Genomic DNA, 25966 nt, shown 5'->3' on the forward strand with positions numbered 1-25966 from the left:
GATCCTCCAGCACCTTGCTCTTGAGCGGTCGCCCCCCATGGATCGGCAGCCGCCAAGGCATTCAACCACTTATGGGCACTAGGGGACGATGAATCCCGCGACATTGGATGTAACACTGGTGCCCGATGCAGCCCAGTACACGCCCCCCGGAAGGTCTTCTCGGCCGCCTTTTGGCGAGTCGGGATCGACCCGATCGAGTGACGCACGTCCGGCGCATACCCGCTCGCGAAGGTGTTACCTCCGGCTGGCCCGACTGGGTTCGGCCGGAAGTGGGCGACGCGTTTCGCGCAGCGGGTATCGAACTGCCGTGGGAGCATCAGGCCCGCGCCGCCTCTGTTGCGGCACAGGGCCGCTCGGTCGTGATCGCCACCGGCACCGCCTCGGGCAAGTCCCTCGCCTATCTGTTGCCGGTCCTCACGACCCTGGTCGAGGGCGCGTCCGCGCCCAGCGGGCGCGGTGCGACCGCACTCTACCTCTCCCCGACGAAGGCGCTGGCCTCGGATCAGGCGCGCGCGGTCGAGGAGTTGCGCGCCGCGAACCCCGCGCTCGGGTGTGTCCGGGTCGCCACCTACGACGGCGACACCCCCGTGGAGATCCGCCAGTGGGTCCGCGCGCACGCGTCGTACGTCCTGACCAATCCGGACATGTTGCACCGTGCGTTGCTGCCCGGACACCGTTCGTGGGCCGCCTTCCTGCGCTCGCTGCGCTATGTGGTGATCGACGAATGCCACACGTATCGGGGCGTCTTCGGCTCGCATGTGGCCCAATTGATCCGCCGGCTGCGCCGGGTGTGTCGCCGGTACGGCTCCGACCCCGTGTTCATCCTGGCGTCGGCGACCGTGTCCGATCCGGCGCACGCCGCCGAACGGCTGATCGGCGCGCCCGTGGTCGAGGTGACCGAGGACGGCTCGCCGCACGGTGAACTGGTGTTCGCCCTGTGGGAGCCGCCGCTGACCGGCCACGAGGGTGAACACGGTGCACCCGTCCGGCGTACCGCGACCGCGGAGACCGCCGAGTTGCTCACCGATCTGGTGCTCGACGGCGTGCGCACGGTCGCCTTCGTGCGCTCCCGGCGTGGCGCCGAGGTGGTGCGGGTGATCGCGCGCGACCACCTCGCCCGGGTCGACGAGGCGCTGGCGGATCGGGTGGCCACCTATCGCGCCGGCTACCTGCCGCAGGAGCGCCGGGCGATCGAGCGCGCGCTGCACGACGGCAGCCTGCTGGGGGTGGCCGCGACCACGGCGCTCGAACTGGGCGTGGACATCTCCGGTCTGGACGCGGTGCTGATCGCGGGCTACCCCGGCACCCGGGCCTCGCTGTGGCAGCAGGCCGGCCGGGCGGGTCGGGCCGGGCGGGAGGCGCTGGCCGTCCTGGTCGCGCGCGACGATCCGCTGGACACCTTCCTGGTGCACCACCCCGAGGCGCTGTTCGACCGGCCGGTCGAGGCGACCGTGCTGGATCCGGACAACCCGTACGTGCTGGCCCCGCACCTGTGCGCGGCCGCGGCCGAGTTCGCGCTGACCGAGGAGGACCTGGAGCTGTTCGGGCCGGTGGCCGCCGAGCTGCTGCCGGGCCTGGAGCGGCGCGGGCTGCTGCGCCGTCGGTCCACCGGGTGGTACTGGACGAGCCGGGAGCGGGCCACGGATCTGACCGACATCCGCGGCGCGGGCGGGCCGGCGGTGCGGGTGGTCGAACAGGACACCGGCCGCCTGCTCGGCACGGTCGACGCGCCGGCGGCGCATTCGGCGGTCCACCCCGGCGCGGTGCACCTGCATCAGGGTGACACCTTCCTGGTCCGCGAACTCGACCTGGGCGAGGGCGTGGCGCTGGTGCGCGCGGCGAATCCGGACTGGACCACCAGCGCGCGCGAGGTCACCGAGATCCGGATCCTGGAGACCGCGCGCAGCCAGGAGTGGGGCGCGGCCCGGCTGCACTTCGGCTCGGTCGAGGTCACCGGCCGGGTGGTCTCCTTCCAGCGCAAGCGCATCATCACCGGCGAGGTGCTGGGCGAGCACAAGCTGGACCTGCCCGAACGCAGCCTGCGCACCCGCGCGGTGTGGTGGACGGTCACGCCCGAGCAGGTCGCCGCGGCGGGCATCGACCCGACCGACCTGCCCGGCGCGGCACACGCGGCCGAACACGCCTCGATCGGCCTGCTGCCGCTGTTCGCCACCTGCGACCGTTGGGACATCGGCGGCGTGTCCACATCGCTGCACCCCGACACCCGCCTGCCGACCGTATTCGTCTACGACGGCCACCCCGGCGGCGCGGGCTTCGCCGAACGCGCGTACGTGACCGCCACCGCCTGGCTGACCGCGACCCGCGAGGCGATCGCGTCCTGCGAATGCGACCACGGCTGCCCGAGCTGCGTGCAATCCCCCAAATGCGGCAACGGCAACCAGCCATTGGACAAGCCGGGCGCCGTCGCCCTGTTGGACGCACTACTGGGGACCAACGGGGTGGCGAGCGGGGGTGGCGCGGCGGGCTCGGGCGCGGCAGGCGGGGCGGCAGGCTCGGAAGACGCAGACGGGGCAGCCGGCTGAGGCGGCACAGGTAGGCAACGGGCTCGCATGGCACGGACAGGGCGACGCGCGGCGACGAGGGCGACCCGGCGGGGCCGTGCGACCTGGACGGGTGCCATGGGCCGGGACGACGCGCGACCTGCGCGGCGAGGTCGGGCGGCTTGCACCGGTGACGTGGGTGGGGCGACCTGCGCGTGCGGCGCGGCGCAAGCGGCGGCCCGGCTGCCGCGACAGGCACGCCCGCACGATGGCGCGCGGCCCGGCGAGCACGGGTAGCCCGCACGAGTGACGTGGGCAGCCCGGCGGGCGCGCACGGCGCAAGCGGCGCCCCTGCTGCCGCAACGGGGCGCGACCCGTGTGGATGACGTGGACGGCTCGGTGTGAGCGGCTCGACGGGACGGACCGCCCAAACGGCGTGGCGGGTTCGGGTGGGGTAGCGGGCGTGAGCGATGTGGGCCGGGTTGAGGGGGCAGCCGGTTGGGATGGTGTAGATCGAGTCGGGTCGGTTGATCGGGGGAACGGAGCGAACGGGTGAGTGGTTCGGGCGTGTCGGGGGGCAGGAGCGGTGCCACCGATTCGGCCGGTTGACTGTTGTGGGGCTCGCTGATGGTCGGATGGCGTGGGCCGCGCGATCGATGCGGACGATGTGAGCCGGGCGGATGGCTGCAATCGGGGGGTCGGGTCGGGCCGCGTCAGCGGTGTGCGTGGGTGTCGGGTTGGTCAAAGGGGCCCGCGCGGGCGGTTGCTCGGGCTGTGCGTGCCGCCGGGGCGGGGGCGGTCACGTCGACCTCTGCGAACCCGGCGGTGAGCCGACAGCGGGTCAGTTCGGTGTGCTGGGCTCGGGCCACTCGGCGGGCCAGCGCGCACGCCTCGTCGGCATCGGCGCCGGCCGCGGCTCGGCCGGCCGCCGCGAGCGCGGCCAGGTCGGCCGCGGCGCCCGCGCGATGTCGGGCCGCGACCGCTCCGGCGAAGACGAACACGAACGCGGCCACACACATCGGCACCAGGGCGAGCGCGACCACCCACAACGTCGCCGAGCCCTCCTGCGCCGACGCGCGTGGGCTCACGGCGGCACCTCGTCCTCCGCGGCCGCCACCGCGACATGTTCCACGTGGAACCTCATCCCGGCCCAGGCAGCTCCCGGTACGCCGACCTCGGCCGCCACCCGGAATCGCACCAGCCCCTCCCCGCCGGACACCTCCGTCCGCGCCCCAACCGGCCCGGCGGCCCGAGCCCGGGTTTGCGCGACCGCCATCGGCTCGCCTCGGGCCAGTGCCCTCGCCCCCGCCTGCGCCGCGTCCACGCAGCGGATCTGCGCGGCGGCGGCGCCGAGCCCGGACACCAGCACGGCCGTCAGCAGCACCAGCACCGGCAGCACCACGGCGGTCTCCGCGGTCACGAAGCCGTCCTCCGCGCGCACTCGGCGAACGGCGGCGGCGACACGCGACCCCGCGTCAGAACGAGACATCGAGCGCCTTGGTGATCACGCCGGTGAGCGCCGTCGCGACCCCGGGGCTGGTCACGATCTTGAACAACACTGCTCCGAAGGCCACCGCGGCGACCGTGCCCACCGCGTACTCGGCCGTGGTCATCCCGGCGTCGTCGCGCAACCGCAGCCACACCCGACGCGCGGCCGGACCGAGAATCGGCATAAGAATTCGCATGATATTCCCCCCTATTGATGCGTATATGAATGAATAAATCGATCGATCAGAACGGCCGCAGCAACGTCGTCGTCAGCCCGATCACGATCGGGACCACCCCGATCAGCAGAAAGGCCGGCAGAAAGCACAGCCCGAGCGGAACGGTGGCCCGCACCCCCACCCGGCGAGCGGCCGCACCGGCGGCCCGCCGGTGCTCGGCGCGTTGCTCGTCGGCCATCCGAGCCACCAGGGCCGCCGCCGGCGCACCACCTGTCGCGGCCCGCGCGAGGGTCCGTCCCAGCGGCGCGAGCACGGGTTCGTCGGTCAACCCGAGCCAGCATCGACTCGGATCGCCACCCAACCGCAACGAAGCCACGATCGGCCGCAAGCGGCCGGCGAGCGGCCCACCGACCGCGTGCGCGACCGCCTCGGCGGCCTCCACCGGCGAACTCCCGGCCACCAGACACGCCGCGAACAAGTCGGCGGCGGACGGCAGATCCGCCCGCAACCGCTCCCGAAGCACTCGCCCGGACCGCGACTCCAGCCGCCCCAGTCGCCGATCGAGCACCACCGCCACCACGACACCCACACCGCCCCCGACCCACCCCCCGAACAGCACGAAGACGGCCGCCCCACCCAGCAACGCCGCCACCCGCCGCCGCCCCGATTCGCTCCCCCACCCATACGGCCGCCGCACCCGAACCCCCCTCCCCCGCACGGCACCGCCGGCCCCACCCGCCGCCGCGAACGCCGCCACCACCACGGCCACCCCACTCAGGTCCCCACCCACCGCTCCAACCTCCCATCACCCCCGAGCCCGCCCCCGAAAGGCCCCCTCGACCTCCCGCACACACCCCACCCCCAAAGCAGCCACCGGCCCCTACGACGCCACCAGCACCCGCCCACCACCCGCTCCCTGAGCTCACCTCCAGGAGCTGCCATCCCTCACCACACCCACCACCCCAAAGCCCACTTCCGAGCCACCGCAACACGCACCCACGACGCTCCAGCGCGGTCCCGCATCCTCACCACACCGGTCATGCCGGCCCCGGCAACCGCCTCGCCCGGCAGCGACCCCTCAAAGCCACCCGCCTCCGGACCGCCACAACAGGCACTCGCGGCATCCCGAACCACCACCACGCCCTCCCACCCACCCCGGCAACCACCCCACCCGCGCAGCGGCTACCCGGAGCCGGCCGGCTCCGGCCCCACGTCAGAAACCGCGAAAACCCGCGCCATCCCGCACCGCCGCCACGCCACTCCCGGCGCCCCGGCATCCATCCACCTCCCGCGGCGGCCACATCCGAGCCGCCGCGACATCCCGTACGGGCCCGACGTCGGTCATACCGACCTCGGCATCGCCCCGGTCACCAGGCGGTCCGTCCACTCCAGGCCGGTGGCCACCAGGGCCAGGCCCACGCACAGGCACCCGACTCCGGTTGGCGTGCGGAGCAGCACGTCCAGTGGCCGAGCGCCCAGGCCGCTGCCCAGGAAGAGGCCGAAAACCGGCAGCGCGGCCAGCACGTGCGCGGTCGAGCGGGCCCCGGCGAGTTCGGCGATCAGTTCCTCGTGCGCGTCCTCCTCGGCCCGCAGCGTGGCCGCGATCCGCTCCAGCGCCGGGGCGAAGCCGGCGCCCCGACCGATCGCGATCCGCCAACACGCGGCGATCCGTCGTAATCCGGCCGCCCCGGGTCGGTCCGACGCCCGGTCCAACGCGTCCGGCACATCGCCACCGACCCGGGCCGACCCGATCGCCTCGCCCACCACCGCCAGGACCGGCCCGTCCACCGCGTGCGCGGCCCCCGCCAACGCCTCTGTAGGTGTGCGTCCCGCCCGCAACTCCCCCGCGAGCGCCGCGCACAGCCCGACGACCCCGCCGCGCACCGCAGCGGCCTCCCGGTCCGCCACGGCCCGCGCCCGCCGCCGGCGCAGCACCCACGCACCCGGCAGGGCCAGCAGCGCGGGCACCGGCGATCCCAGCGCCAAAGCCGCACCGCTCCCACCCGCGAGTACCGCCAACGGCACCCGATGCCGCCGGGCCACCACCGCGCCGCCCACCGACCGCCCCACCCGCTCGCCGTCGAGCGACCCCAGCACCGCGCGCAACCGACCCGGCCCCGCCCGAGTCATCGACAACCACACCAGCCCCGCGACCCCGAACACGGCCAACACCGCCGCGATCACTCACACCACCCCCACACAGCCGGCCCGGCGGCCACCCACCACCGGCCCATCTCGACCTCCGACACCCACCCCGCCGAGCCCCCGCCCCGCCACCCACCCCACCCCCGCCGGCAACGCAGCCGATCGCCGGCGGCCCACCCCCCGAACCGCCCCCGCCGTCCTCACCCCCGCCACCACCCCGCCAGCAGCGCGGTCAATCGCTGGTGGCCCGGGCCGGCTCGGTGGCCTCCGCCGCGTTCGAAGCAGGCCGCCGGGATCGGGCGGACCCATCCCGCCGCGTCCCGTTCGAGGACGTGGATCTCGGCCACCCGGCGCAGACCGTCGCGCTCGCGCACCACATGCACCACCAGGTCGAGCGCGGCGGCCAGTTGGCTGTGCAACGCTTCCCGGCCCAGGCCGGCCAGCGCCCCGAGTGCCTCCAGCCGCGCCGGCACGTCCGCCGCCGAGTTCGCGTGCACCGTGCCGCAGCCGCCCTCGTGGCCCGTGTTCAGCGCCGCGAGCAGTTCGACCACCTCGGCGCCGCGCACCTCTCCGACCACGAGCCGGTCCGGTCGCATCCGAAGTGCCTGGCGGACCAGGTCCCGCAGCGTCACCTCGCCCGCGCCCTCGACGTTGGCCGGTCGCGACTGGAGCCGCACGACGTGTGGATGACGCGGCGTCAGCTCGGCCGAGTCCTCGGCGAGCAACAGCCGTTCGGCCGGATGCGCGCACCCGAGCAGAGCCCCGAGCAGCGTGGTCTTGCCCGACCCGGTGCCGCCGGAGACCAGGAACGCGGCCCGCGCCGAGACCACCGCGCACAACAGTTCGGCCGCCGCCGGCGACAACGAGCCGGCCCGCACCAGGTCGGCCAGGCCGAGCGAGGTCCGCCGGGGCACTCGCAGCGACAGACACGTCCCGCGCACGGCGACCGGACGCAGCACCGCGTGCAGCCGGATCCCGTCGGCCAACGTCGCGTCCACATAGGGCGAGGCGTCGTCCAACCTCCGCCCGGCACCGCTCGCCAATCGCTGCGCGAGCCGTCGCACCGCCGCGTCGTCGGCGAAGGTCACCGCCGTGCGCTGCGGCCCCGCACCCCGGTCGATCCACACTTCGTCGGGCGCGTTGACCAGCACGTCGGTCACCTCGGGATCGCGCAACAGCGCGTCCAGCGGTCCGGCACCGGCGATCTCCGACCGCAGGGCCCGGACCAGCTCCGGCAACGCCGCCTCGCCGAGCACCCGCCCCTCGGCACGAAGTGCCGCGGCCACCGCCCCGGGGGTCGGCTCGTGCCCGCCGGCGGCCAACCGCGACCGCACCGCCTCCACCAACTCCGGCTCCGGCGGCGGCACCGCGACCACCGTCGCCGCCGACGGCGGTGCCCCTGCCGCGGCAGTCGATGCCGGCGGCGGCACCGCCCGCAACTGCGGCGCCGAGAACACCCCGGTCCCGCCATCCGCCGGCGTCGGCACCGGCCACGGCGGCGGTTGCGGCACCCGAGCCGCCGGCCCCGCCCGCCCGGTCCCCTGCGGCCCGCCGGGAAGCGGCGTCGGCGGCGGGAACGGCGGCATCGGCGGCACCTCGCGCGCGCTCACGCCGCCTCCCCGCGCACCAGGCCGGCCGGGTCGCCCGCGAGGTAGTCGCGACAGAACCGGGCCAGCGGTCCGCGCGCCCGCAGGCCCGGCGGATCACCTCGCTCGGCGGCGGCCGAAAGCCCCGCCTCCGGGCGCAACTCGCCCGCGAGCGGCAGGCCGAGGCCGCGCGCGACCGCCTCCGAGGTCAACCCCGACGCGCTCGGCTGCCGCACCACCGCCCGCAGATCGCGCACCATCGGTCCGATCCGCGTCGACACCTGCGCCGCCGCGGCCAGCGCGCGCACCTCGGCCGGCACCACCAACAGCCCGGTGTCGCACTGGCGCAGCGCCTCCGCCCCCATCGAGTCGGTATGCCGCGGCACGTCGAGCACGGCGACGTCGTGGCGTCTGCGCACCGCCCGCACCACCGAGCGCATCGTGTCCGGCAGGATCCCCGGTGGTCGGTCGCGGTCCCACGAGAGCACCGTCAGTCCGTGCAGGCGCACCAGCGCGTCGGACAACGCGCCGCCGTCGATCCGCCCGCGCGCGCTCGCCAGATCCGGCCAGCGCAGGCCGCGCTCGTCCTCGCCGCCGAGCAGCACGTCCAGACCACCGCCCAGCGGGTCCACGTCCACCAGCGCGGTGGTCAGCCCCGTACGCACCGCGGTCACCGCGAGCGCGCAGGCCAGCGTGCTGGCCCCGCTGCCGCCGCAACCACCGAGCACCGCGATCGTGTACGCGTCCGGTCCGGTGCCCTCGGCCACGTCGCCCAATCGATCGACGATCCAGGCCTCGGCGTCGGGCAGGAACACCACGTGGTCGGCGCCCACGTCCAGGGCCCGCCGCCACACGTCGCCGTCGTCCAGGTCGGCGCCGATCAGCACCACGTCCTCCCGGCGGGGGTATCCGCACCGGGCCAGACCCGAGGTCACGTCGTCGCCGACGATCACCAGCGGCGCGCCTCGCCACGCCGCCCGTGCCGCGCCCGCGTCCGGTTGTACCTCCGGTTCGATCCCGGCCGCGGCGCACAGCCGCAACAGTTCGTCGAGCAGGGCGGGATCGCCGGTCACCAGGAGCGGGCGGGCCGGCCGAGGCGGGGAGAGCGCTGCCACGGAACCTCCAGGGGTCGGGGAGGTCCGTCCGAACCGGGCCTCCCGAGAACTGACCCCACCGTCGCCGCCGGCGCGCGCTCGGCCGAGCGGGTGGTTCGTACCTGTGGACAAGCCCGTGGTTGTGGATTGCGGATTCACTCGGGAGAGGGACGCTTCAGCCGTTCCGGACATGTCTTCCGCGTCTGATCGCGCGTAGAACACCAAAAATCGACCGGGAATCCACCCGAAACAGCGGAGAACGGCGGTTCCGAAAAAGTCCGCCGCCCGCACCGGAGCACGATCGACGCAGACCGACGCCGATCGACGCGGAATCGCGGATTCAATCCGATCCGGCCCGCCGGGCACCGCGTCGACAATCCCGCCCGCCGACCCGGCGGCACACCGACAATCGCGCACCTCGGCGGTTAGTCGGACAAAGCCCGACCCACACCCTCGTATGGGCGCAAAAAAGCCCCCCGGACAAGCGACGACCCCCGCCGGGGGGGAGAGCGGGGGTCGTCTCCACGGCCGACTCGGGGGGGGAGGAGTCGGACCGGGTTAGCACGGTCGCGAACGATCCGTGACTTCCAGGATGTACCCGAGGGGGTTCTCTAGCAAACCCACGACATGGAGTTTACGCCGAATGGCTGCCCTTATCCTCGTGAACTGTGGAAACCCAGGCTCCGAAGCGGACAGCAGCCTTCTTCGACCTCGACAAGACCATCATCGCCAGGTCCAGTGCGCTGGCGTTCAGCAGATCCTTCTACCACGGCGGTCTCATCAATCGCCGCTCCGTCCTCAAGAGTGCCTACGCGCAGTTCGTGTTCCTCGTCGGTGGCGCGGATCACGATCAGATGGAGCGCATGCGCGAATATCTCTCCGCTCTCTGCCGCGGCTGGGACGTCCAGCAGGTACGCGAGATCGTCGCGGAGACCCTGCACGACATGATCGACCCGATCATCTACGACGAGGCCGCGTCCCTGATCGAGGAACACCACGCCGCGGGCCGCGACGTGGTCATCGTCAGCTCCTCCGGAGCCGAAGTGGTCGAGCCGATCGGCGACATGCTGGGTGCGGACCGGGTGGTGGCCACGCGGATGGTGGTCGAGGACGGCCGCTACTCCGGCGAGATCGACTTCTACGCGTATGGGCCCAACAAGGCCGCGGCGGTCAAGGAGTTGGCCCGAACCGAGGGCTACGACCTGACCTCCTGCTACGCGTACAGCGATTCGATCACCGACCTGCCGATGCTCCTGGAGGTCGGCCACCCGTACGCGGTCAATCCCGATCGTGGCCTGCGCCGCGAGGCGACCGGTCGGGGATGGCCCGTACTGGTCTTCAGCCGGCCCGTCGCACTGCGCCAGCGGGTGCCCACCCTCTCGGTGCCCTCGCGCCCCGTACTCGCCGCGACCGCGATCGGCGCGGGCGCCACGGCGGCCGGCTTCGTGTGGTACCTGGCCAGGAAGCGCCGCTGACCCCGGGCGACCGGCCGAAACCCGGTTCGCCGGCACGGGCCAAGCGGACCGGGAGCACGGCGATCGGGGAGCAAATCCGACAAAGGCCAAAAGTAAAGATCTTGGCTCAGGGGTTCCACTCCCCCCGGCAACCCACTAGAAAAGGGACCAACGGCCCGTACGGCCCCCGCTTCGGCGGACGGCTCGAGCAGGCCGAGCACGACCGCCGGGAACCCACGTGCGACCGACCCTCGTAGGGGCCGAACGCGTCGGATGACCTGCATGTTCTTCCCCCCGTGGATGCGCATGCCGGGGCCGATCGTCATAACGGGTACACGCTTGGTACCCCGGTGGGAGTGACAAAACGGCGGCGTCCTCACGGGCGCCGCCGTCTCGTGCGTTCGCCCCCGGGAACCGCCGAGACGTACGGGCGCGGTCCCATCGCGGCCGGCACCACGAACGCCCGCGGGATCGCGGTCAGATCCCGCGCATCACCGCTTCGCAGACCGCCACGCTCTCCCGCGCGCCCAGCGTCATCGCCTCCGCGCAGTGCCGGATCCAGGTCGACACACCTTCGGCGGTGCCGCTCTCGTACGCGCGCAGCGCCGCCGCGTAGGCGTCCACGCCCAGTTCCAGGTGACCGACCTCGGGCACCGCCGCGCCCTTGGGGTCCAGGCCGCGAGTGACCAGCACGATCCGCTGCGCGGCCCGCGCGACCAGGCCGTTGCCCCAGGTGAACGGGGCGAGCGTGAGGATCTCCGCGTGGGTGACGGCGGCGACCACGATCGCGGGCGCCGCGGACGGCGCGAGCAGCAGCCGGGACAGTCCGTCCAGCCGGGCGGCCACCTCCTCCGCGGAGGGCAGCGGGCCGGGCAGTTCGCCGTCGCGGCGCGGTCGGCCGAGCGCCTCCGCGGGCACCGCGTCGGCGGCGGCGACCACGTGCAGCCGGGCCAGCACCTGGAGCGGGCTGTGTCCCCACGTGCCCAGCAGCGAGCCGATCTCGGCGGACAGCCGCAACGCGCCCGCGACCACCGCGCCGCCGTCGTCGAGCGAGGACGAGAAGTCGGTACGGCGGCGGATCTCCTCGAGCGACCAGTCGACGCCTTCGAGCGCGGCACTCGCGCGCGCGCCTCGAAGCGCGGACTCGGCGCTGATGTCCATGCTGCGGCGGCGCATCGTGCGGTGGCCGAGCAGCCGGTCGACGGCCTTGCGGGTGTCCTCGACGGCCTCCGGGACGCCGGGCAGCGCGGCCAGGGCGGCGAGGGGATCGGTTGCGGTGCTCACCCGGGCGAGATTACGCCGCGCGGGAAACCACCCGCGACACCGGTCCGCGCGACACGCGACGGCCGCACGCCCACCACCACACGGTCACCGAGCGACTTGACGCGGGCACGGTGAGCGACGGATGATCGTATTCGAAAACGATTGTCAAACCCAGATCGTCGAACCCGGATCGTCGAACCCGGATCGTCGAACCACCCGGGCCGACGAACCCGTCGTCGGGTCGAACCCGTCGATCGGTTCCATCGGTCGAACCCATCATCGGAGGGCCCATCCGTGAAGATCGCCTTCGTCGGCAAGGGCGGCAGCGGCAAGACCACGTTGTCGTCCCTGTTCATCCGACACCTCGCGACGACCGGCCGGCCGGTCGTCGCGGTGGACGCGGACATCAACCAGCACCTGGGCGTGGCCCTGGGCCTGGACGAACGGACCGCCGCCGCGCTGCCCGCGATGGGCGCCGAACTGCCCGCGATCAAGGACTGGCTGCGCGGGGACAACCCGCGGATCGCATCGGTCTCCGAGATGGTCAAGACCACGCCGCCCGGCCGCGGTTCGCGGCTGATCCGGCTCGCGGACGACAACCCGATCCACGCGGCGTGCGCGCGCGAGGTGCCGGGCCTACCCGGGCTGCGGCTGATGGCGACCGGGCCGTTCGAGGAGTCCGACCTGGGCGTCGCGTGCTACCACTCGAAGGTCGGCGCGGTCGAGCTCTACCTCAACCACCTCGTCGACGACGCCGACGAATACCTGGTGGTGGACATGACCGCCGGATCCGACTCGTTCGCCTCCGGGCTGTTCACCCGCTTCGACATCACCTTCCTGGTCGCCGAACCGACCCGCCGGGGTGTCGGCGTCTACCGGCAGTACCGCGACTACGCGCGCGACTGGGGCGTCTCGCTCGCAGTGGTCGGCAACAAGGTCCAGGGGCCCGAGGACGTCGAGTTCCTGCGCGAGCACGTCGGCGCGGACCTGCTCACCTGGACCGTGCAGTCCGACTTCGTGCGCGCCCTGGAGAAGGGCCGCGCGCCCGGCTTCGAGACCCTGGAGCCGGCCAATCGCGCCGCGCTGGAGGAGCTGACGCGCGCCTGCGACGCCGCGTTCGAGCGCCGCGACTGGGAGCGATACACCGCGCAGATGGTCGAGTTCCACCTCAGGAACGCGCGGAGCTGGGCGAACGCGAAGACCGGCGCCGACCTCGCCGAGCAGGTCGACTCGGCGTTCGTGCTCGGCCCGCACGCGATCTCCGCCCCGGTGTGAACGCGGCGGGGCGGCCCGCCCCCGAAGGAACGGGCCGCCCCGTCTCGATCAAGTCCCGGCCGGATCGGCCCGGGGTCAGTCCTCGGCCGTCGCCGACGGCAACTGCGACGTGATCAGATCCATCACCGACGCGTCGGTCAGCGTGGTCACGTCGCCGAGCGTGCGGCCCTCCGCGATGTCGCGCAGCAGGCGGCGCATGATCTTGCCGGAGCGCGTCTTGGGCAGTTCGGCGACCGGCAGGATGCGCTTGGGCTTGGCGATCGGGCCGAGCACCTTGCCGACGTGCTCACGCAGTTCGCCGACCAGCTCCTCGGACTCGGACGCGCTGCCGCGCAGGATCACGAACGCCACGATCGACTGCCCGGTGGTCGCGTCGGTCGCGCCGACCACGGCCGACTCGGCGACCTTGGGGTGCGAGACCAGCGCCGACTCGACCTCGGTGGTGGAGATGTTGTGGCCGGACACGAGCATCACGTCGTCCACCCGGCCGAGCAGCCAGACGTCGCCGTCCTCGTCCTTCTTGGCACCGTCGCCGGCGAAGTACAGCCCCTCGAAGCGGGACCAGTAGGTGTCCTTGAACCGTTGGTCGTCGCCCCAGATGGTGCGCAGCATCGACGGCCACGGCTGGTCCAGGACCAGGTAGCCCCCGCCGCCGTTGCCGACCTCGGTCGCGGTGTCGTCGACCACCTTGGCCGAGATGCCCGGCAGCGCGCGCTGCGCGGAACCCGGCTTGGTCGCGGTCACCCCCGGCAGCGGGCTGATCATGATCGCGCCGGTCTCGGTCTGCCACCACGTGTCGACGATCGGGGTCTTCCCGGCGCCGATGTGCTCGCGGTACCAGATCCACGCCTCGGGGTTGATCGGCTCGCCGACGCTGCCCAGGATGCGCAGCGAGGACAGGTCGAACCGGGCCGGGATGTCGTCGCCCCACTTCATGCAGGTGCGGATCGCGGTGGGCGCGGTGTACAGGATGGTGACCCCGTACTTCTGCACGATCTCCCACCAGCGGCCCTGGTGCGGCGAGTCCGGCGTGCCCTCGTACATGACCTGGGTGGCGCCGTTGGAGAGCGGGCCGTAGGTGATGTACGAGTGCCCGGTGACCCAGCCGATGTCGGCCGTGCACCAGTACACGTCGGTCTCGGGCTTGAGGTCGAACACCGCGTTGTGCGTGTAGCTCGCCTGGGTCAGGTAGCCGCCCGAGGTGTGCAGGATGCCCTTCGGCTTCCCCGTGGTGCCGGACGTGTACAGGATGAACAGCGGGTGCTCGGCGTCGAACGCCTGCGGCTCGTGCTCCTCGGACTGCGCGTCGACCAGGTCGTGCCACCAGAGGTCACGGCCCTCGGTCCACGCGACGTCGCCGCCGGTACGGCGCACCACCAGCACGTTGCGCACGTCCGGGCAGGACTGCAGCGCCTCGTCGATGGCGGGCTTGAGCGCGGAGGGCTTGCCGCGCCGGTAGCCGCCGTCGGCGGTGATCACGACGCGCGCGTCGTTGTCGTTGACACGTGAGGACACCGCGTCCGCCGAGAAGCCGCCGAAGACGACCGAGTGCGGGGCGCCGATGCGCGCACACGCGAGCATCGAGATCACCGCCTCGGGGATCATCGGCAGGTAGATCGCGACCCGGTCGCCCGCCTCCACGCCCAGCGAGGTCAGCGCGTTGGCCGCCTTGGACACCTCGCGCTTGAGGTCGGCGTAGGTCAGCGTGCGGGTGTCGCCCGGCTCGCCCTCGAAGTGGATCGCCACCCGGTCGCCGTTGCCCGCCTCGACGTGCCGGTCGACGCAGTTGTAGGCGACGTTGAGCTTGCCGTCGGCGAACCACTTGGCGAACGGCGGCGTCGACCAGTCCAGCGTCTCCTGCGGCTCCACCGCCCAGTCCAGCCGCCGGGCCTGCTCGGCCCAGAAGCCGAGCCGGTCGGCGGCCGCGCGCTCGTACGCCTCGGCCTTGACGTTGGCGTCTGCCGCGAGCGCCGGCGGGGGCGCGAAGCGTCGCTCCTCGCGCAGCAGGTTCGACAGTGCCTCTCCGGCCTTGTCCCCGGTGTTCCGGTCTGCGTTGCTCACGCGTACTCCTCCGTGCCGCTGCGGTCGGTTCCTTTGGCCGTAGCTCATCAGGGACCGGCCCGAGCCGGCAAGAGGAGGACCGCGATTGGTTTAGACCACTTGTCGGCTCACGGCGCATCGTGGCCGACCGCGCGATCGTACGGGGTGGCTACCCCGCGTTGAGCACCGGAAAAGTGTGATCTTCGGCGCCCAGGACGACACCCGCCGGGAGCGCCCCGGACTCGGCCCGCTCCGCGTCCACCGGACCGAAGTCGCCGCGCACGCCGTCGTAGAGGTACATCTGCGCGGAGGCGATGTCGAAGTACAGCCCGAACAGCCGGAGTCGGCCCTCGGACACGGCCCGGGCGACCACCGCGTGGTCGAGCAGGTTGTCCAACTGCTGGACCACGTTGGTCAGGCACAGTTGCTCCACCGGCGGCACCAGGTGGCCGGTCAGGGTCGGCGCGGGGCCGGCCGTGAAGCGCGCCAGCGACGCGTCGCCGTTGCGCAACCAGCGATCCAGATGCGGCGTGGTGCCGTGCCCCGACCCGGCCTCGGCCGCGTCGCCGACCTTGGCCAGCAGCGCGTTCATCGCGCCGCAACCGGAGTGCCCGCACACCGTGATGCTGCGCACACCGAGCACGGCCACCGCGTACTCGATCGCCGCGCCCACCGACGCGTCGGCCGTGTTCGGGTCGGCGTGCCCGGCCTCGCCGCGCGGCACCAGGTTGCCCACGTTGCGCACGGTGAACAGGTCGCCGGGGCCGCTCGCGGTGATCAGGTTCGGCACGATCCGCGAGTCGGCGCAGGTGATGAACAGTTGCGCGGGCTTTTGCCCCTCCAGCGCGAGCCGCTCCAGGAACGGCTGTACGAGCGGCGCGGTGCGCTGCTGGAACTCGCGCGCGCCGGCCACCAGCGCCTGGGACGCGGTGCCGTCCTCGCGTGGGCACGCCCGCTGCCAGTGCCACCACGGCGCGAACCAGCGCGGCGACGGGGTCAGCCGCGAGCGCTTGGGCCCCGGGGAGCCGCCCGCGGCCCGCTCGTAGCACCCGTCGTGGATCTCCTCGATGTCCACCCGCCCGCCGCGCGCGAGGTAGCCCACCCGCCACGAGTGCACCGCCTCGAACGCGGCCTGGTCGAGGTAGTCCACCGTCATGTCCAGCACGACGTGCTCGCCCGGCGGCAACTTGCCCAGCACCCGGGACAGCCGCGGCACCGACAGGAAGGTCAGCGACCCGTGCACCTCGACGTGCAGCACACCGTCGCCGGGCTGGACCCGCACCGTGCTGCGGCTGAGCCGGTACAGCGCGGTGAGCACCGCGACCACCACGCCCAGCAGCACGCCCTGGAGCACGCCGGCCAGGACCACTCCCGCGATCGTCGCCGCGTAGGCGGGGAACTCGCGGTGCCGGTGCACGTGTCGGATGTGCGCGAGGCTGACCATCTGGATGCCGACCACCATCACCAGCGCGGCCAGCACCGCGAGCGGGATGCGCTCGACGAACGCGCCGAGCAGGACCACGAACAACATCACCCACACGCCGTGCAGGACGGTCGAGGCCCGAGAGACCGCGCCCGCGCGCACGTTGGTCACCGACCGGATCGCGACACCGGTGACCGGATAGCCGCCGATCGCTCCGGAGACCACGTTGCCCACGCCCTGGCCGATCAGTTCGCGATCGAGGTCGGCCCGGGGCCCGTTGTGCAGCCGGTCGACCGCGGCGGCCGACAGCAGCGACTCCATGCCGGAGACCAGGGCCACGCTGACCACGCCGACCGCGATCGCGCTCCAAGCGCCCGACGGCGGCACCACCGGGGTGGTGAAGGTGACCGAGGACAGGTCCACCCGGGCCACGTTCAGGTGGGTCACGCTCGCGACCGCCGTGGCGAGCGAGACCGCGATCAGCGGCGCGGGCACCTTGGCCGGCGCCGCCCACCGCCCGGGCAGCCGGGACAACAGCGGCCAACCGAGCAGCAGGACCACGGTGATCACTCCCACCGCGACCGCGGGGGCGCGCAGATTGCCGACCTGGGTGGGCAGTTCGCGCAGGTTCTCCCAGGCCGAGCGCTGTGGCGCGCCGCCCAGGACCACGTGCAACTGGGCCAGCGCGATGACCACGCCGATGCCCGCGACGACGCCGTGCACGACGGCCGGCGACAGCGCGAGGGTGGCCCGGGCCACCCGGAGCAGGCCGAGCAGGATCTGCACCAGGCCGGCGCCGACGGTGACGAAACAGGTCACCCGCCAGCCGTGGGTCTGCACGAGGCCGGCCACGATCACCATGACGCCGGCGGTGGGGCCGCTCACCTGGAGCGGCGCGCCCCCGAGCAGGCCGACCACGATGCCGCCGATCACGGCGGAGATGATGCCGGCGCCGAGTGGGGCGCCGGCGGCGAGTGCGATACCGAGCGAGAGCGGTACGGCGACGAGGAAAACCACGAGTGAGGCGCCGAGGTCCGCGCGCAGCGCGGCGGTCCGGGAGACCGGCGCGGGCGTGGTGGCAGGGGCAACGGGCATGTCCGTGTCCTCCGGGTCAGTCATGTCAGTCATGTCATGGCGGGCATGGCTGCCGCAGGGATGGCGGCGCGCGGGTCGAACGAGAGAGTTCCGGGCCTGGCAGGCCAAGTTAACTCTAAGTGTTTACATTGTCACAGTAAGGCTATCCTTTTCGGAACGTAAAATATGCACCCGCATGGGTGAAACGAGTGTTTCGCGCCGGAGATCTTCCACACTGTGCGTGATGGCACGTAATCTCCCCGGAGTGGGGGTGGTTCCGTGCAGGTGCTCACGCTGTTCGCGACCGGGCTCGGTGCGGGGTTCGTCGCGGGTGGCGCGTCCTGCGCGGCGGTCCAGGGCGGCCTGCTGGCCGGGGCCGTGCGCCCGTGCGAGAACCCGGCCGGCGACTGCGCGAACAAGCCGCCGCGTGGCCTGCTCCCCCGCGCGCTGACCGCGTTCCTCGGCGCGAAGCTGCTCGCGCACGCCATCCTCGGCGCACTGCTCGGCCTGCTCGGCGGCGCGATGCAACCGGCGCCGGGCACCCGCGCGATCCTGCTGCTCCTGGCGGGCGCGCTGATGGTGCTCTTCGGGTTGTCGATGCTCGGCGTGCCCGGCGTCGGCCGACTGCTGCCGCGCCCCTCGCCGCGTGGCGCCGGTCGCGGTCCGCTGCTCCTGGGCGCGGCCACGGTGCTGGTCCCGTGCGGAGTGACGCTGAGCGTCGAACTGGTCGCCGTGACCGCCGGGAACGCCCTCGGCGGGGCCGCCGTGCTGACCGGCTTCGTGCTCGGCACCTTCCCGCTGTTCGCCGCGCTCGGCCTGCTGGTCGGCGCTTCGGGACGGCTCCTGCGCGGCCGACCGACCGCCGCCGTGGGCCTGTTGGTGCTCGCGGTGGCCGCCTGGACGATCGCCTCCGGACTGCGCCTGGGCGGCTGGTGGACGCCGGCCGCGGTGGGCACGGTGGACCACGCGGCGGCGAGCACCGGGGCCGATGGCGTGCAGCGGGTCACCGTGCGGGTCGGGAACGAGGGCTACCGCCCGGCCCGCGCGCTCGCCCGGGCCGGTGTGCGCACCGTATTGGTGCTGCGTACCGACCACACCACCGGCTGCACCCGGGGCTTCGTGCTGCCCGCCCGCAACGTGCAGCGCGTGCTGCCGACGTCCGGCGAGACCGGGATCGACCTGGGCACGCCGCACGCCGGCACCCTCACCTGGACCTGCTCGATGGGCATGTACAGCGGACGGATCGAGTTCCGGGCCGACCCCTGACCGTCGCGGGTGACGGCGGATCGCTTTGGGGCCCTTCCGCCCCGTACGGTGATGTGTCCGCGCTCACGCGCCCCGTGCGATCCGACGCGTCCCGACTCGGGTACGCGGGGAAAGCGGTCCGGGCACGCACGCAACCGGGTGACCCCGGTGTGCGTATGTATCGATAGGGAATACAGCTCGGTCCGGCATGTCCATGGGAAGAGGTGAACTGTGCGAACTGTCCGCGGCGCTGCGGTGCTCGTCGTTGTCGCAGTCCTGGCCGCTATCGGTTTCGTGGTTTTCGCAAAGGACGGGAAAGATTCCGGCAACTCCTCTGCAAAGAACTCTGGCAACGGAAATCCGAGCGCTCCGGGCAAGGAATCGGACAAACCGAGAGGTCCGGTCCGGCCGATCGGCGACGGCTCGACCGCCGACACCGGTCCGCAGCCGAACCAGCCCAAGGTGGAGAAGCTCAAGCCGGGGGAGAAACCACCGCAGTTCGTCGTGTTCTCCTGGGACGGCGCGGCCGAGGACGGAAACAAGCTGGTCTCGGAATTCTCGAAGCTGTCCGAGGCGAACAAGGCGCAGATGACGTACTTCCTGAGCGGCATCTACATGCTCCCGAAGGCGAAGCGGGCCATGTACACCGGACCGAAGCACGCGCCCGGCGCGTCGGACATCGCGTTCATGTCCGACGAGACGATTCGCAACACGATCGTCCAGATGCGCGAGGTCTGGCTCAAGGGCAACGAGATCGGCACGCACTTCAACGGGCACTTCTGCAACAGCTCCACGAGTGGCAAGGCCTGGGCCCCGGCGGACTGGAAGAACGAGACCGAACAGGCGGTCAAGTTCATCCAGAACTGGAAGACGAACACCGGGTTCGCCGATCTGCCCCCGCTGCCGTTCGACTACTCGCCCGGCAAGGAACTCATCGGCGGCCGGGCACCGTGCCTGGAGGGCCAGACGAATCTGATGCGGGCCGGCAAGGAAATGGGCTTCCGCTACGACGCGAGTTCCGCCGGCGGTCTTCAGGTGTGGCCCAAGCGCGGCAAGGAGACCGGCATTTGGGACTTCCCGCTCCAGTCGCTGCCGTGGCCGGGAAACCCGAGCAAGTCGCAGCTCTCCATGGACTACAACATCATGTTCGAGCAGGAAGCGCTGCACGGTAAGTACGACCCGTCCAAGAAGGAAGCGTGGGAGAAAGAGGCCCACGAGTTCTACATGAACGGATTCCAGCGCGCCTATACCACCAACCGCGCGCCGTTGTTCATCGGCAACCACTTCGAGGACTGGAACGGCGGCATCTATATGAACGCCGTCCGGGACACGGTGAAGTCGATCTGCAACAAGTCCGACGTGCGCTGCGTGACCTTCCGCCAGTTGACCGACTGGCTCGAGGGCCAGGACCCCGCGGTGCTCACCAAGCTGCAGGGTCTGGGCGTCGGTCAGAACGTGACCGACTGGAGCACGATCATCACCGCCTCCGCGGGGGGCCAGAACAAGCCCGCCGCGCTCCGCCCGCTCGCCGCCTCGGACTCCGCGGTGCTGCCGCGTCGCCAGGACTGAGCGACCGGCCGAACCCGGGCCCGGCTCCGGCCCCGTATCGAAATCCCCTTCGGTACGGGGCCTTTGCGTGGGCGGCGCGGGGTCGGTGGGTACGTCGGCGAGCCCGGCGGCGCCGACGCGGCCGTGCGCGGTTCGGTTCCCTCGTGGCGCGAGTCTTGTCGATACACTGACGGGGATCGGGTCGGTCGGGTTCCGCCGTCCCGCGTCAGGGGTCTCCGCTCGGGAGGCATGCCGGGAAGTCTGGTCGGCGCTGTTTTGTCGTTTTCGCAGGGCGGTATACGCCCGCGAACCACAGCCGACCTGGAGGTCCCGTGGCTGCCGAGTCCGCACCACGCAACAAGTTCTTTCGGCGTCCGTCCACGTTGGCCGAACGGAACTTCATCGCGGACGCGCTGCGCACCGAGACCGTCGGCGGCGCGCTGTTGCTGATCGCGGCGGTGATCGCGGTGATCTGGGCGAACACCGGGTGGAGCGAGGCCTACCAGGACCTGCGCGATTTCCACATCGGTCCGAGCGCGCTCAACCTGGACCTGTCGCTGGGCACTTGGGCCGCGGACGGCCTGCTCGCGGTGTTCTTCTTCGTGGCCGGCATCGAACTCAAGCGCGAGCTGGTGGTCGGCGACCTGCGCAATCCGGCCCAGGCGGTGCTGCCGGTGGTGGCCGCCGCGTGCGGGATGCTCACGCCCGCGCTGTTCTACTTCGCGGTCAACGCGGGCGGCGGATCGCCCGACGGCTGGGCGATCCCCACCGCGACCGACATCGCGTTCGCGCTGGCCGTACTCGCGGTGATCGGCACCAACCTGCCCTCCGCGCTGCGTTCGTTCCTGCTCACCCTCGCGGTGGTCGACGACCTCGGCGCGATCCTGATCATCGCGATCTTCTTCACCGACTCGGTCGACTTCCTCGCACTGGCCGGGGCCTTCGCCCTGCTCGTGGTGTTCGCGCTGCTCCAGCGGTTCCGGGTGCGCGGCTGGTGGTGGTACGTACCCCTCGCCCTGGTGACCTGGGCGCTGATGCACGAGAGCGGCGTACACGCCACGGTCGCGGGTGTCGCGATGGGCCTGTTGATGCGCGTGGTCCCGGACCCGGACGAGCGGACCTCGCCGGCCGAGCACGTCGAGCACCTGGTGCGGCCGATCTCCGCGGGCGTGGCGGTGCCGATCTTCGCGCTGCTGTCCGCGGGCGTCGCGGTCTCCGGTTCGGTGCTCGGCGACGTGTTCACCCAGCGGCCCACGCTCGGCATCATGATCGGCCTGGTCGCGGGCAAGGTGGTCGGGATCTTCGCGGGCACCTGGCTGGTCGCCCGGTTCACCCGGGCCCAACTCAGCGACGACCTCGCGTGGTCGGACGTGTTCGGCATGTCCATGCTCGCCGGCATCGGCTTCACGGTGTCCCTGTTGATCAGCGAACTGGCCTTCACCGACGACCCGACGCTGACCGAACAGGCCAAGGCCGCGGTGCTGGTGGGCTCGGTGCTCGCGGCCGTCGCGGCGTCGGTGGTGCTGCGGATAAGGAACAACACCTACGCCCGGTTGTGGGCCGAGGAGAATCGCGACGACGACGGCGACGGGATTCCGGACGTCTATCAAGCGGACGCGGATCGACTCCGCGACGAGAAGCTCGGCCACTCCTGAATACTTCGTTTCCCATCCGAAACACTCGTACGACGCGCCCCGCTGGATACGTATCGCCGCAGCAGGGCATGATCGGGGTCGGATTATCCATACAGGTACAAGGAGTGACCATGGCAGGCACCGACAGGTCCCCGGCCCAGGACGTGCCCGTCGACGCACAGCGATCCCTCGGCGAGCTGTTCTCGTCGGCCAGCCGCGACATGTCCACGCTGGTGCGCAGCGAGATCGCGCTCGCCAAGAGCGAGGTCAAGGTCAGCGTGGTCAACGTCGCGAAGGGCGGCGGCGCGTTCGGCGCGGCGGCCTTCATCGGCGTGTTCGCGTTCATCTTCCTCAGCTTCGCGGTCGTGTACGGAATCCACGCTCTCGGTCTCGGCGTGGCGTGGAGCTTCCTGATCGTCGGCGGCTTCTATCTCCTGCTCGCGGGCGGGCTCGCGTTCTACGGCGTCAAGTCGTTCAAGAACGTCCGCGCGCCGGAGCGCACGATCACCACCACCCGGGACACGGTCACCACGCTCAAGAACGTCGGTTGATCCGGCAACGCGCCCGGGCCGGCCAAACCGGCGGCGGAAACCGGGGTGCGATGGCGAGTGTGCGACGCTGCTCCGCATGACGGTTCCCGAGAGCGCCGTGGTCAACGTGGACGGGCCCTGGACACACCGCGACATCGCCGCCAACGGCGCGCGGTTCCACATCGCCGAGATGGGCGAGGGGCCGGTCGTGCTGTTGCTGCACGGTTTCCCGGAGTTCTGGTGGGCCTGGCGGCATCAGATGCCGGTGCTGGCCCGGGCCGGCTACCGCGCGGTCGCGATGGACCTGCGCGGGTACGGCGGCAGCGACCGCACCCCGCGGGGCTACGACCCGATCACCCTGGCCCTGGACGTGACCGGGGTGATCCGCTCGCTGGGCGAGCCGGACGCGATCGTGGTCGGCCACGACCTGGGCGCCTACCTGGGCTGGACCGCCGCCGTGTTGCGGCCCAAGGTGGTGCGCCGGTTGGTCGCGGTGTCCATGCCGCATCCCCGGCAACTGCGCGGCGCGCTGTTGACCGACCGGCACCAGATGGCCGCGAGTTCGCACATCTTCGGCTTCCAGCGGCCGTGGGTGCCCGAGCGGCAGTTGATCCGCGACGGCGCGGCGATGGTGGGCGACATGTTGCGCGCGTGGTCGGCGCCGGGCCGGCCGGCCGACGAGTCGATCGCACGCTACCGGCAGGCGATGCTGGTGCCCGGCACGGCGCACTGCGCGGCGGAGCACTACCGCTGGCTGATCCGGTCCATCCCGCGCCCGGACGGCATCCAGTACTCGGCCCGGATGAAGGCCCCCGTCGAGGTGCCCACGCTGCATCTGCACGGCGCGCTCGACCCGGTGATCCTGCCGCGCACGGCGGCCGGCTCCGGGCGCTACGTGGAGGCGCCCTACCGCTGGCGACTGCTCGAGGGCGTGGGGCACTTCCCGCACGAGGAACAACCGGCCGTGTTCACCGAGGAACTCCTGGGTTGGTTGAAGGATCCGGAACCCGAGCGCTGAAGTTCCGACAGCGCTTCCGGGCCTTTCTTGTGCGATCTTGACGGGGATATCCGACACTTCCGTACAGATCGCCTCCGGCGTGTCCGGAAATGATTTTCGGACCGCCGAGGCGGCGCGATTACGCCGTCGGTGACCCGGGTAGGCGCCACCGTATGAGCCGGACGTACAACGCTCCGAGCATGGCGGCGGGGGCCGGGGACACCCGGTCGGAGACGGCAGAGACCCTCATGGTTGAGATCGGCACCACTGGCACTCACGGGTTCGAGCACACGCGAGGGGCGCCGGCCGGCGCGGTTGCCGACCGGGGGGATCATCTCCCGGGACTGATGGGGATATTGCGCCGACGAGCACGTTGGTTGAGTCTGCGCCTGCGCTTCCTGCGTTGACGTGTCGACGCGACTCGGGACCGGGTCGCGTCGCACCATCCCCTGTCTCGCGTACGGGTTCCACGCTCCCGCACGGGTTCCGCGCATCGGTCGGTCGATTCCGCTTTTCGCCGCTCAGGCGAATGTGCCGAACCACAAGAGCGCGACGGTGGCGAGCATCATCACCGGCACCAGGACGAGCGTCTCCACGCGGTTCCCGGTCCGGCTGACCACGGCCACCTCGAAGCGGGTGCCCAGCGGCCAGAACAGCGGTATCCCCTGCTTGGTGAGGAAGTCGCCGAGCAGGTGCGCGATACAGCCGAGCACGATCACCATCGGCAGCCAGTCGGGGGCCGCCGGCATCCAGTGGTCGACCACCGCCGTGCCGCCGCCGGCGAGCGCGACGATGGTGATCCAGGAGGCGAGGCCCTTGCCCGGCGGACACAGGTTCAGCGCGCGCAGCGCGAGCGCGAGCAGCAGGAAGACCATCGTGAGGGTGAACGGCCGCCCCAGGTGCTCGACCCCCTGCCAGGTCAGCAGTCCGGCCAGGACGACGAAGACGATCGAGTGGGTCGCGTGTCGGTGCCCGCCGGACACCTTGGCCACGCCCGCGCACAGCGCCCGCGAGAGCGGTCCCAGGAAGTTGGCGATCGTACCGTTGTGGTGATCGAGGTCGGGCAGCAGCGCCGCGCCCGCGGTCAGGAACGTACCGATCACGATCTCGGACGGGGACAGGTGGTTGTGCCACAGGTGTTGGGGCAGCGTCGGTGCCGTCGCCGCGAACACCAGTGCCCCGCTGACCGCGTGCGAATGCCCGAGCATTCCCCCACCCCACCCTGCCTCGCCCCACCGTCGCCCGCTCGTCGCGGCTGTGCCCGAACATCTGCCCGAGAACCCGGCGGACATGCGTCACATGGCGCAACTCTGGGTGTCCACGGGGCGGTCGCCGACCGCGCCCGCCTCGGCGTCCGCGCGCACCTCCTCGACGGTGAGCGCGTACCCGGTGGACTCGTCGTCGAGCGACTTGGCGAAGATCACCCCGGCGACCTTGCCGTTCGGTGAGATCAGCGGGCCGCCGGAGTTGCCCTGGCGCACCTTCGCGTACAACGAGTAGACGTCGCGACTGACCGTGCCGCGCTTGTAGATGTCCGGGCCGCCGGCCTGGATCCGGGCCCGGACCCGGGCGGGTTCGACGTGGAAGGCGCCGTTCTCCGGGAAGCCCACCACGATCGCGTCCGCGCCGCTCTCCACCTTCGGTTCGAACTGCAGCGGGGTGGCCTTGAGTCCGGGCACCTTGAGCACCGCGATGTCGCGCTTCCAGTCGTAGAGCACGACCTCGGCCGGGTATTCGCGGCCCTCGCCGCCGATCTGCACGGTCGGCTTCTTGACGCCGCCTACCACGTGGGCGTTGGTCATCACGCGCTGCGGGGCGTAGACGAAGCCGGAGCCCTCGATCACCTTGCCGCAACTCTTCGCGGTGCCGACGATCTTGACGATGCTGTCCCGGGTCCCCTGGACCGCCGGCATCGACAACAACTTGGGGTCCGGCGGCGGGACCTGCGGGATGTCCTCGCGAACGAACGGGCTGAAGACCTGCGGGAAGCCGTTGCGGTCGAGCAGGTTGCCGAACGAGGAGAACCATGTGTCGGCGCCCTGCGGCAACACCTTCTGCACGCCGCCGAGCACCTGCGAGGAACGCACCTCGCGCGAGACGGTGGGCATCGAGGCGCCCGCGACCGAGGAGCCGATCAGCCACACCACGATCAGCAGCGCGCACACGCTCACGATCGAGCCGCCGGCCGCGTCCACCAGTCGCGCCGGACGCCAGGTGAGTTGCCGGCGCAGCCGGTTGCCGGCCGCGGTGGTCAGCGCCTGGAGCGCGGTGGCCAGCACGAGCACGACGCAGATCGCCGCGATCGAGGGACCCAGCCCCGGCTCGAACCGGTTGAGCAGCGAGGGCACCAGCCACATGCCGAACACACCGCCGCCGATGAAGCCCAGGAACGAGAGCACGCCGACGATGAAGCCCTGCCGGTATCCGGAGATGGCGAAGGCCACCGCGGCGGCGAGCAGCAACAGGTCCAGGACATTCACGGGCTCACGTTCT

At 72.0% G+C, this 25966-nt stretch carries 20 protein-coding genes; 8 read left to right on the forward strand and 12 right to left on the reverse strand.

Features of this window, described 5'->3' with window-relative positions; translation table 11 throughout:
• The first annotated feature begins 125 nt into the window (after window positions 1–125).
• On the forward strand, window positions 126–2543 hold the full coding sequence (locus tag OG948_RS17180; protein ID WP_406297405.1) for a DEAD/DEAH box helicase: 2418 nt from the start codon (window positions 126–128) through the stop codon (window positions 2541–2543).
• A 671-nt stretch (window positions 2544–3214) separates the two neighbouring features.
• Here OG948_RS17180 and OG948_RS17185 read toward each other — a convergent pair.
• The 7 genes from OG948_RS17185 to ssd form a co-directional block, all read right to left on the reverse strand.
• Window positions 3215–3589 (reverse strand): Rv3654c family TadE-like protein, encoded by a 375-nt coding sequence (locus tag OG948_RS17185; RefSeq protein WP_406297406.1) that lies wholly within the window; start codon window positions 3587–3589, stop codon window positions 3215–3217.
• Window positions 3586–3921, reverse strand: a complete 336-nt coding sequence (locus OG948_RS17190; RefSeq protein ID WP_406297407.1) for a TadE family type IV pilus minor pilin — start codon at window positions 3919–3921, stop codon at window positions 3586–3588. The genes OG948_RS17185 and OG948_RS17190 overlap by 4 nt, the downstream gene beginning before the upstream one ends.
• Before the next feature lie 55 nt (window positions 3922–3976).
• Complete coding sequence (locus OG948_RS17195; RefSeq protein WP_406297408.1) at window positions 3977–4186, reverse strand: DUF4244 domain-containing protein; 210 nt, start codon at window positions 4184–4186, stop codon at window positions 3977–3979.
• A 46-nt stretch (window positions 4187–4232) separates the two neighbouring features.
• Window positions 4233–4817 (reverse strand): type II secretion system F family protein, encoded by a 585-nt coding sequence (locus OG948_RS17200; RefSeq protein WP_406297409.1) that lies wholly within the window; start codon window positions 4815–4817, stop codon window positions 4233–4235.
• A 689-nt stretch (window positions 4818–5506) separates the two neighbouring features.
• Window positions 5507–6349 carry a type II secretion system F family protein gene (locus OG948_RS17205; RefSeq protein ID WP_406297410.1) on the reverse strand — a complete coding sequence of 281 codons (843 nt, stop codon included), beginning with the start codon at window positions 6347–6349 and terminating at the stop codon, window positions 5507–5509.
• Between the two features lie 161 nt (window positions 6350–6510).
• Complete coding sequence (locus OG948_RS17210; protein WP_406297411.1) at window positions 6511–7920, reverse strand: TadA family conjugal transfer-associated ATPase; 1410 nt, start codon at window positions 7918–7920, stop codon at window positions 6511–6513.
• Complete coding sequence (gene ssd, locus OG948_RS17215) at window positions 7917–8969, reverse strand: septum site-determining protein Ssd (RefSeq protein WP_406300280.1); 1053 nt, start codon at window positions 8967–8969, stop codon at window positions 7917–7919. Before ssd ends, OG948_RS17210 begins: the two co-directional genes overlap by 4 nt.
• 689 nt (window positions 8970–9658) lie before the next feature.
• Here ssd and OG948_RS17220 point away from each other — a divergent pair.
• A complete protein-coding gene (locus tag OG948_RS17220) occupies window positions 9659–10465 on the forward strand; it encodes an HAD family hydrolase (RefSeq protein WP_395866689.1) in 807 nt (268 codons plus the stop codon).
• 456 nt (window positions 10466–10921) lie between these two features.
• Here OG948_RS17220 and OG948_RS17225 read toward each other — a convergent pair whose 3' ends face one another.
• Entirely contained in the window at window positions 10922–11728 is an 807-nt protein-coding gene (locus OG948_RS17225; protein ID WP_406297412.1) for an oxidoreductase, read from the reverse strand.
• 273 nt (window positions 11729–12001) lie between these two features.
• Between OG948_RS17225 and OG948_RS17230 the strand changes: the two genes are divergently transcribed.
• A complete protein-coding gene (locus tag OG948_RS17230; RefSeq protein WP_406297413.1) occupies window positions 12002–12982 on the forward strand; it encodes an ATP-binding protein in 981 nt (326 codons plus the stop codon).
• A gap of 75 nt (window positions 12983–13057) precedes the next feature.
• On the opposite strand, the gene acs is transcribed toward OG948_RS17230, so the two are convergent.
• A complete protein-coding gene (acs, locus tag OG948_RS17235; protein ID WP_406297414.1) occupies window positions 13058–15043 on the reverse strand; it encodes an acetate--CoA ligase in 1986 nt (661 codons plus the stop codon).
• Window positions 15044–15191: 148 nt separating this feature from the next.
• Window positions 15192–17540 carry a bifunctional SulP family inorganic anion transporter/carbonic anhydrase gene (locus tag OG948_RS17240; RefSeq protein ID WP_406297415.1) on the reverse strand — a complete coding sequence of 783 codons (2349 nt, stop codon included), beginning with the start codon at window positions 17538–17540 and terminating at the stop codon, window positions 15192–15194.
• Between the two features lie 258 nt (window positions 17541–17798).
• On the opposite strand from OG948_RS17240, the gene OG948_RS17245 reads away from it, so the two are divergent.
• The 5 genes from OG948_RS17245 (at window position 17799) to OG948_RS17265 (ending at window position 23494) form a co-directional block, all read left to right on the forward strand.
• Window positions 17799–18785 (forward strand): sulfite exporter TauE/SafE family protein, encoded by a 987-nt coding sequence (locus OG948_RS17245; RefSeq protein WP_406297416.1) that lies wholly within the window; start codon window positions 17799–17801, stop codon window positions 18783–18785.
• Between the two features lie 441 nt (window positions 18786–19226).
• Window positions 19227–20333, forward strand: a complete 1107-nt coding sequence (locus tag OG948_RS17250) for a hypothetical protein (RefSeq protein ID WP_406297417.1) — start codon at window positions 19227–19229, stop codon at window positions 20331–20333.
• A 311-nt stretch (window positions 20334–20644) separates the two neighbouring features.
• Entirely contained in the window at window positions 20645–21967 is a 1323-nt protein-coding gene (gene nhaA / locus OG948_RS17255) for a Na+/H+ antiporter NhaA (RefSeq protein ID WP_406297418.1), read from the forward strand.
• 110 nt (window positions 21968–22077) lie between these two features.
• Entirely contained in the window at window positions 22078–22497 is a 420-nt protein-coding gene (locus OG948_RS17260; protein WP_406297419.1) for a phage holin family protein, read from the forward strand.
• A 76-nt stretch (window positions 22498–22573) separates the two neighbouring features.
• A complete protein-coding gene (locus tag OG948_RS17265; protein ID WP_406297420.1) occupies window positions 22574–23494 on the forward strand; it encodes an alpha/beta fold hydrolase in 921 nt (306 codons plus the stop codon).
• 500 nt (window positions 23495–23994) lie between these two features.
• On the opposite strand, the gene OG948_RS17270 is transcribed toward OG948_RS17265, so the two are convergent.
• Both OG948_RS17270 and OG948_RS17275 read right to left on the reverse strand, forming a co-directional pair.
• A complete protein-coding gene (locus OG948_RS17270) occupies window positions 23995–24681 on the reverse strand; it encodes a metal-dependent hydrolase (RefSeq protein WP_406297421.1) in 687 nt (228 codons plus the stop codon).
• 87 nt (window positions 24682–24768) lie between these two features.
• Window positions 24769–25953 (reverse strand): MarP family serine protease, encoded by a 1185-nt coding sequence (locus tag OG948_RS17275; protein ID WP_406297422.1) that lies wholly within the window; start codon window positions 25951–25953, stop codon window positions 24769–24771.
• Window positions 25954–25966 lie beyond the last annotated feature (13 nt).

It is taken from the genome of Embleya sp. NBC_00888 (assembly GCF_045207655.1).
Taxonomy (GTDB): Bacteria; Actinomycetota; Actinomycetes; order Streptomycetales; family Streptomycetaceae; genus Embleya.

What these genes read in the sequence shown, in the direction of transcription:
- OG948_RS17180 (WP_406297405.1), top strand. Translation starts at nt 126, where the DNA reads ATGCAGCCCAGTACACGCCCCCCGGAAGGTCTTCTCGGCCGCCTTTTG.
- OG948_RS17195 (WP_406297408.1), bottom strand. Translation starts at nt 4,186, where the DNA reads ATGCGAATTCTTATGCCGATTCTCGGTCCGGCCGCGCGTCGGGTGTGG.
- OG948_RS17240 (WP_406297415.1), bottom strand. Translation starts at nt 17,540, where the DNA reads ATGCCCGTTGCCCCTGCCACCACGCCCGCGCCGGTCTCCCGGACCGCC.
- OG948_RS17260 (WP_406297419.1), top strand. Translation starts at nt 22,078, where the DNA reads ATGGCAGGCACCGACAGGTCCCCGGCCCAGGACGTGCCCGTCGACGCA.
- OG948_RS17265 (WP_406297420.1), top strand. Translation starts at nt 22,574, where the DNA reads ATGACGGTTCCCGAGAGCGCCGTGGTCAACGTGGACGGGCCCTGGACA.
- OG948_RS17270 (WP_406297421.1), bottom strand. Translation starts at nt 24,681, where the DNA reads ATGCTCGGGCATTCGCACGCGGTCAGCGGGGCACTGGTGTTCGCGGCG.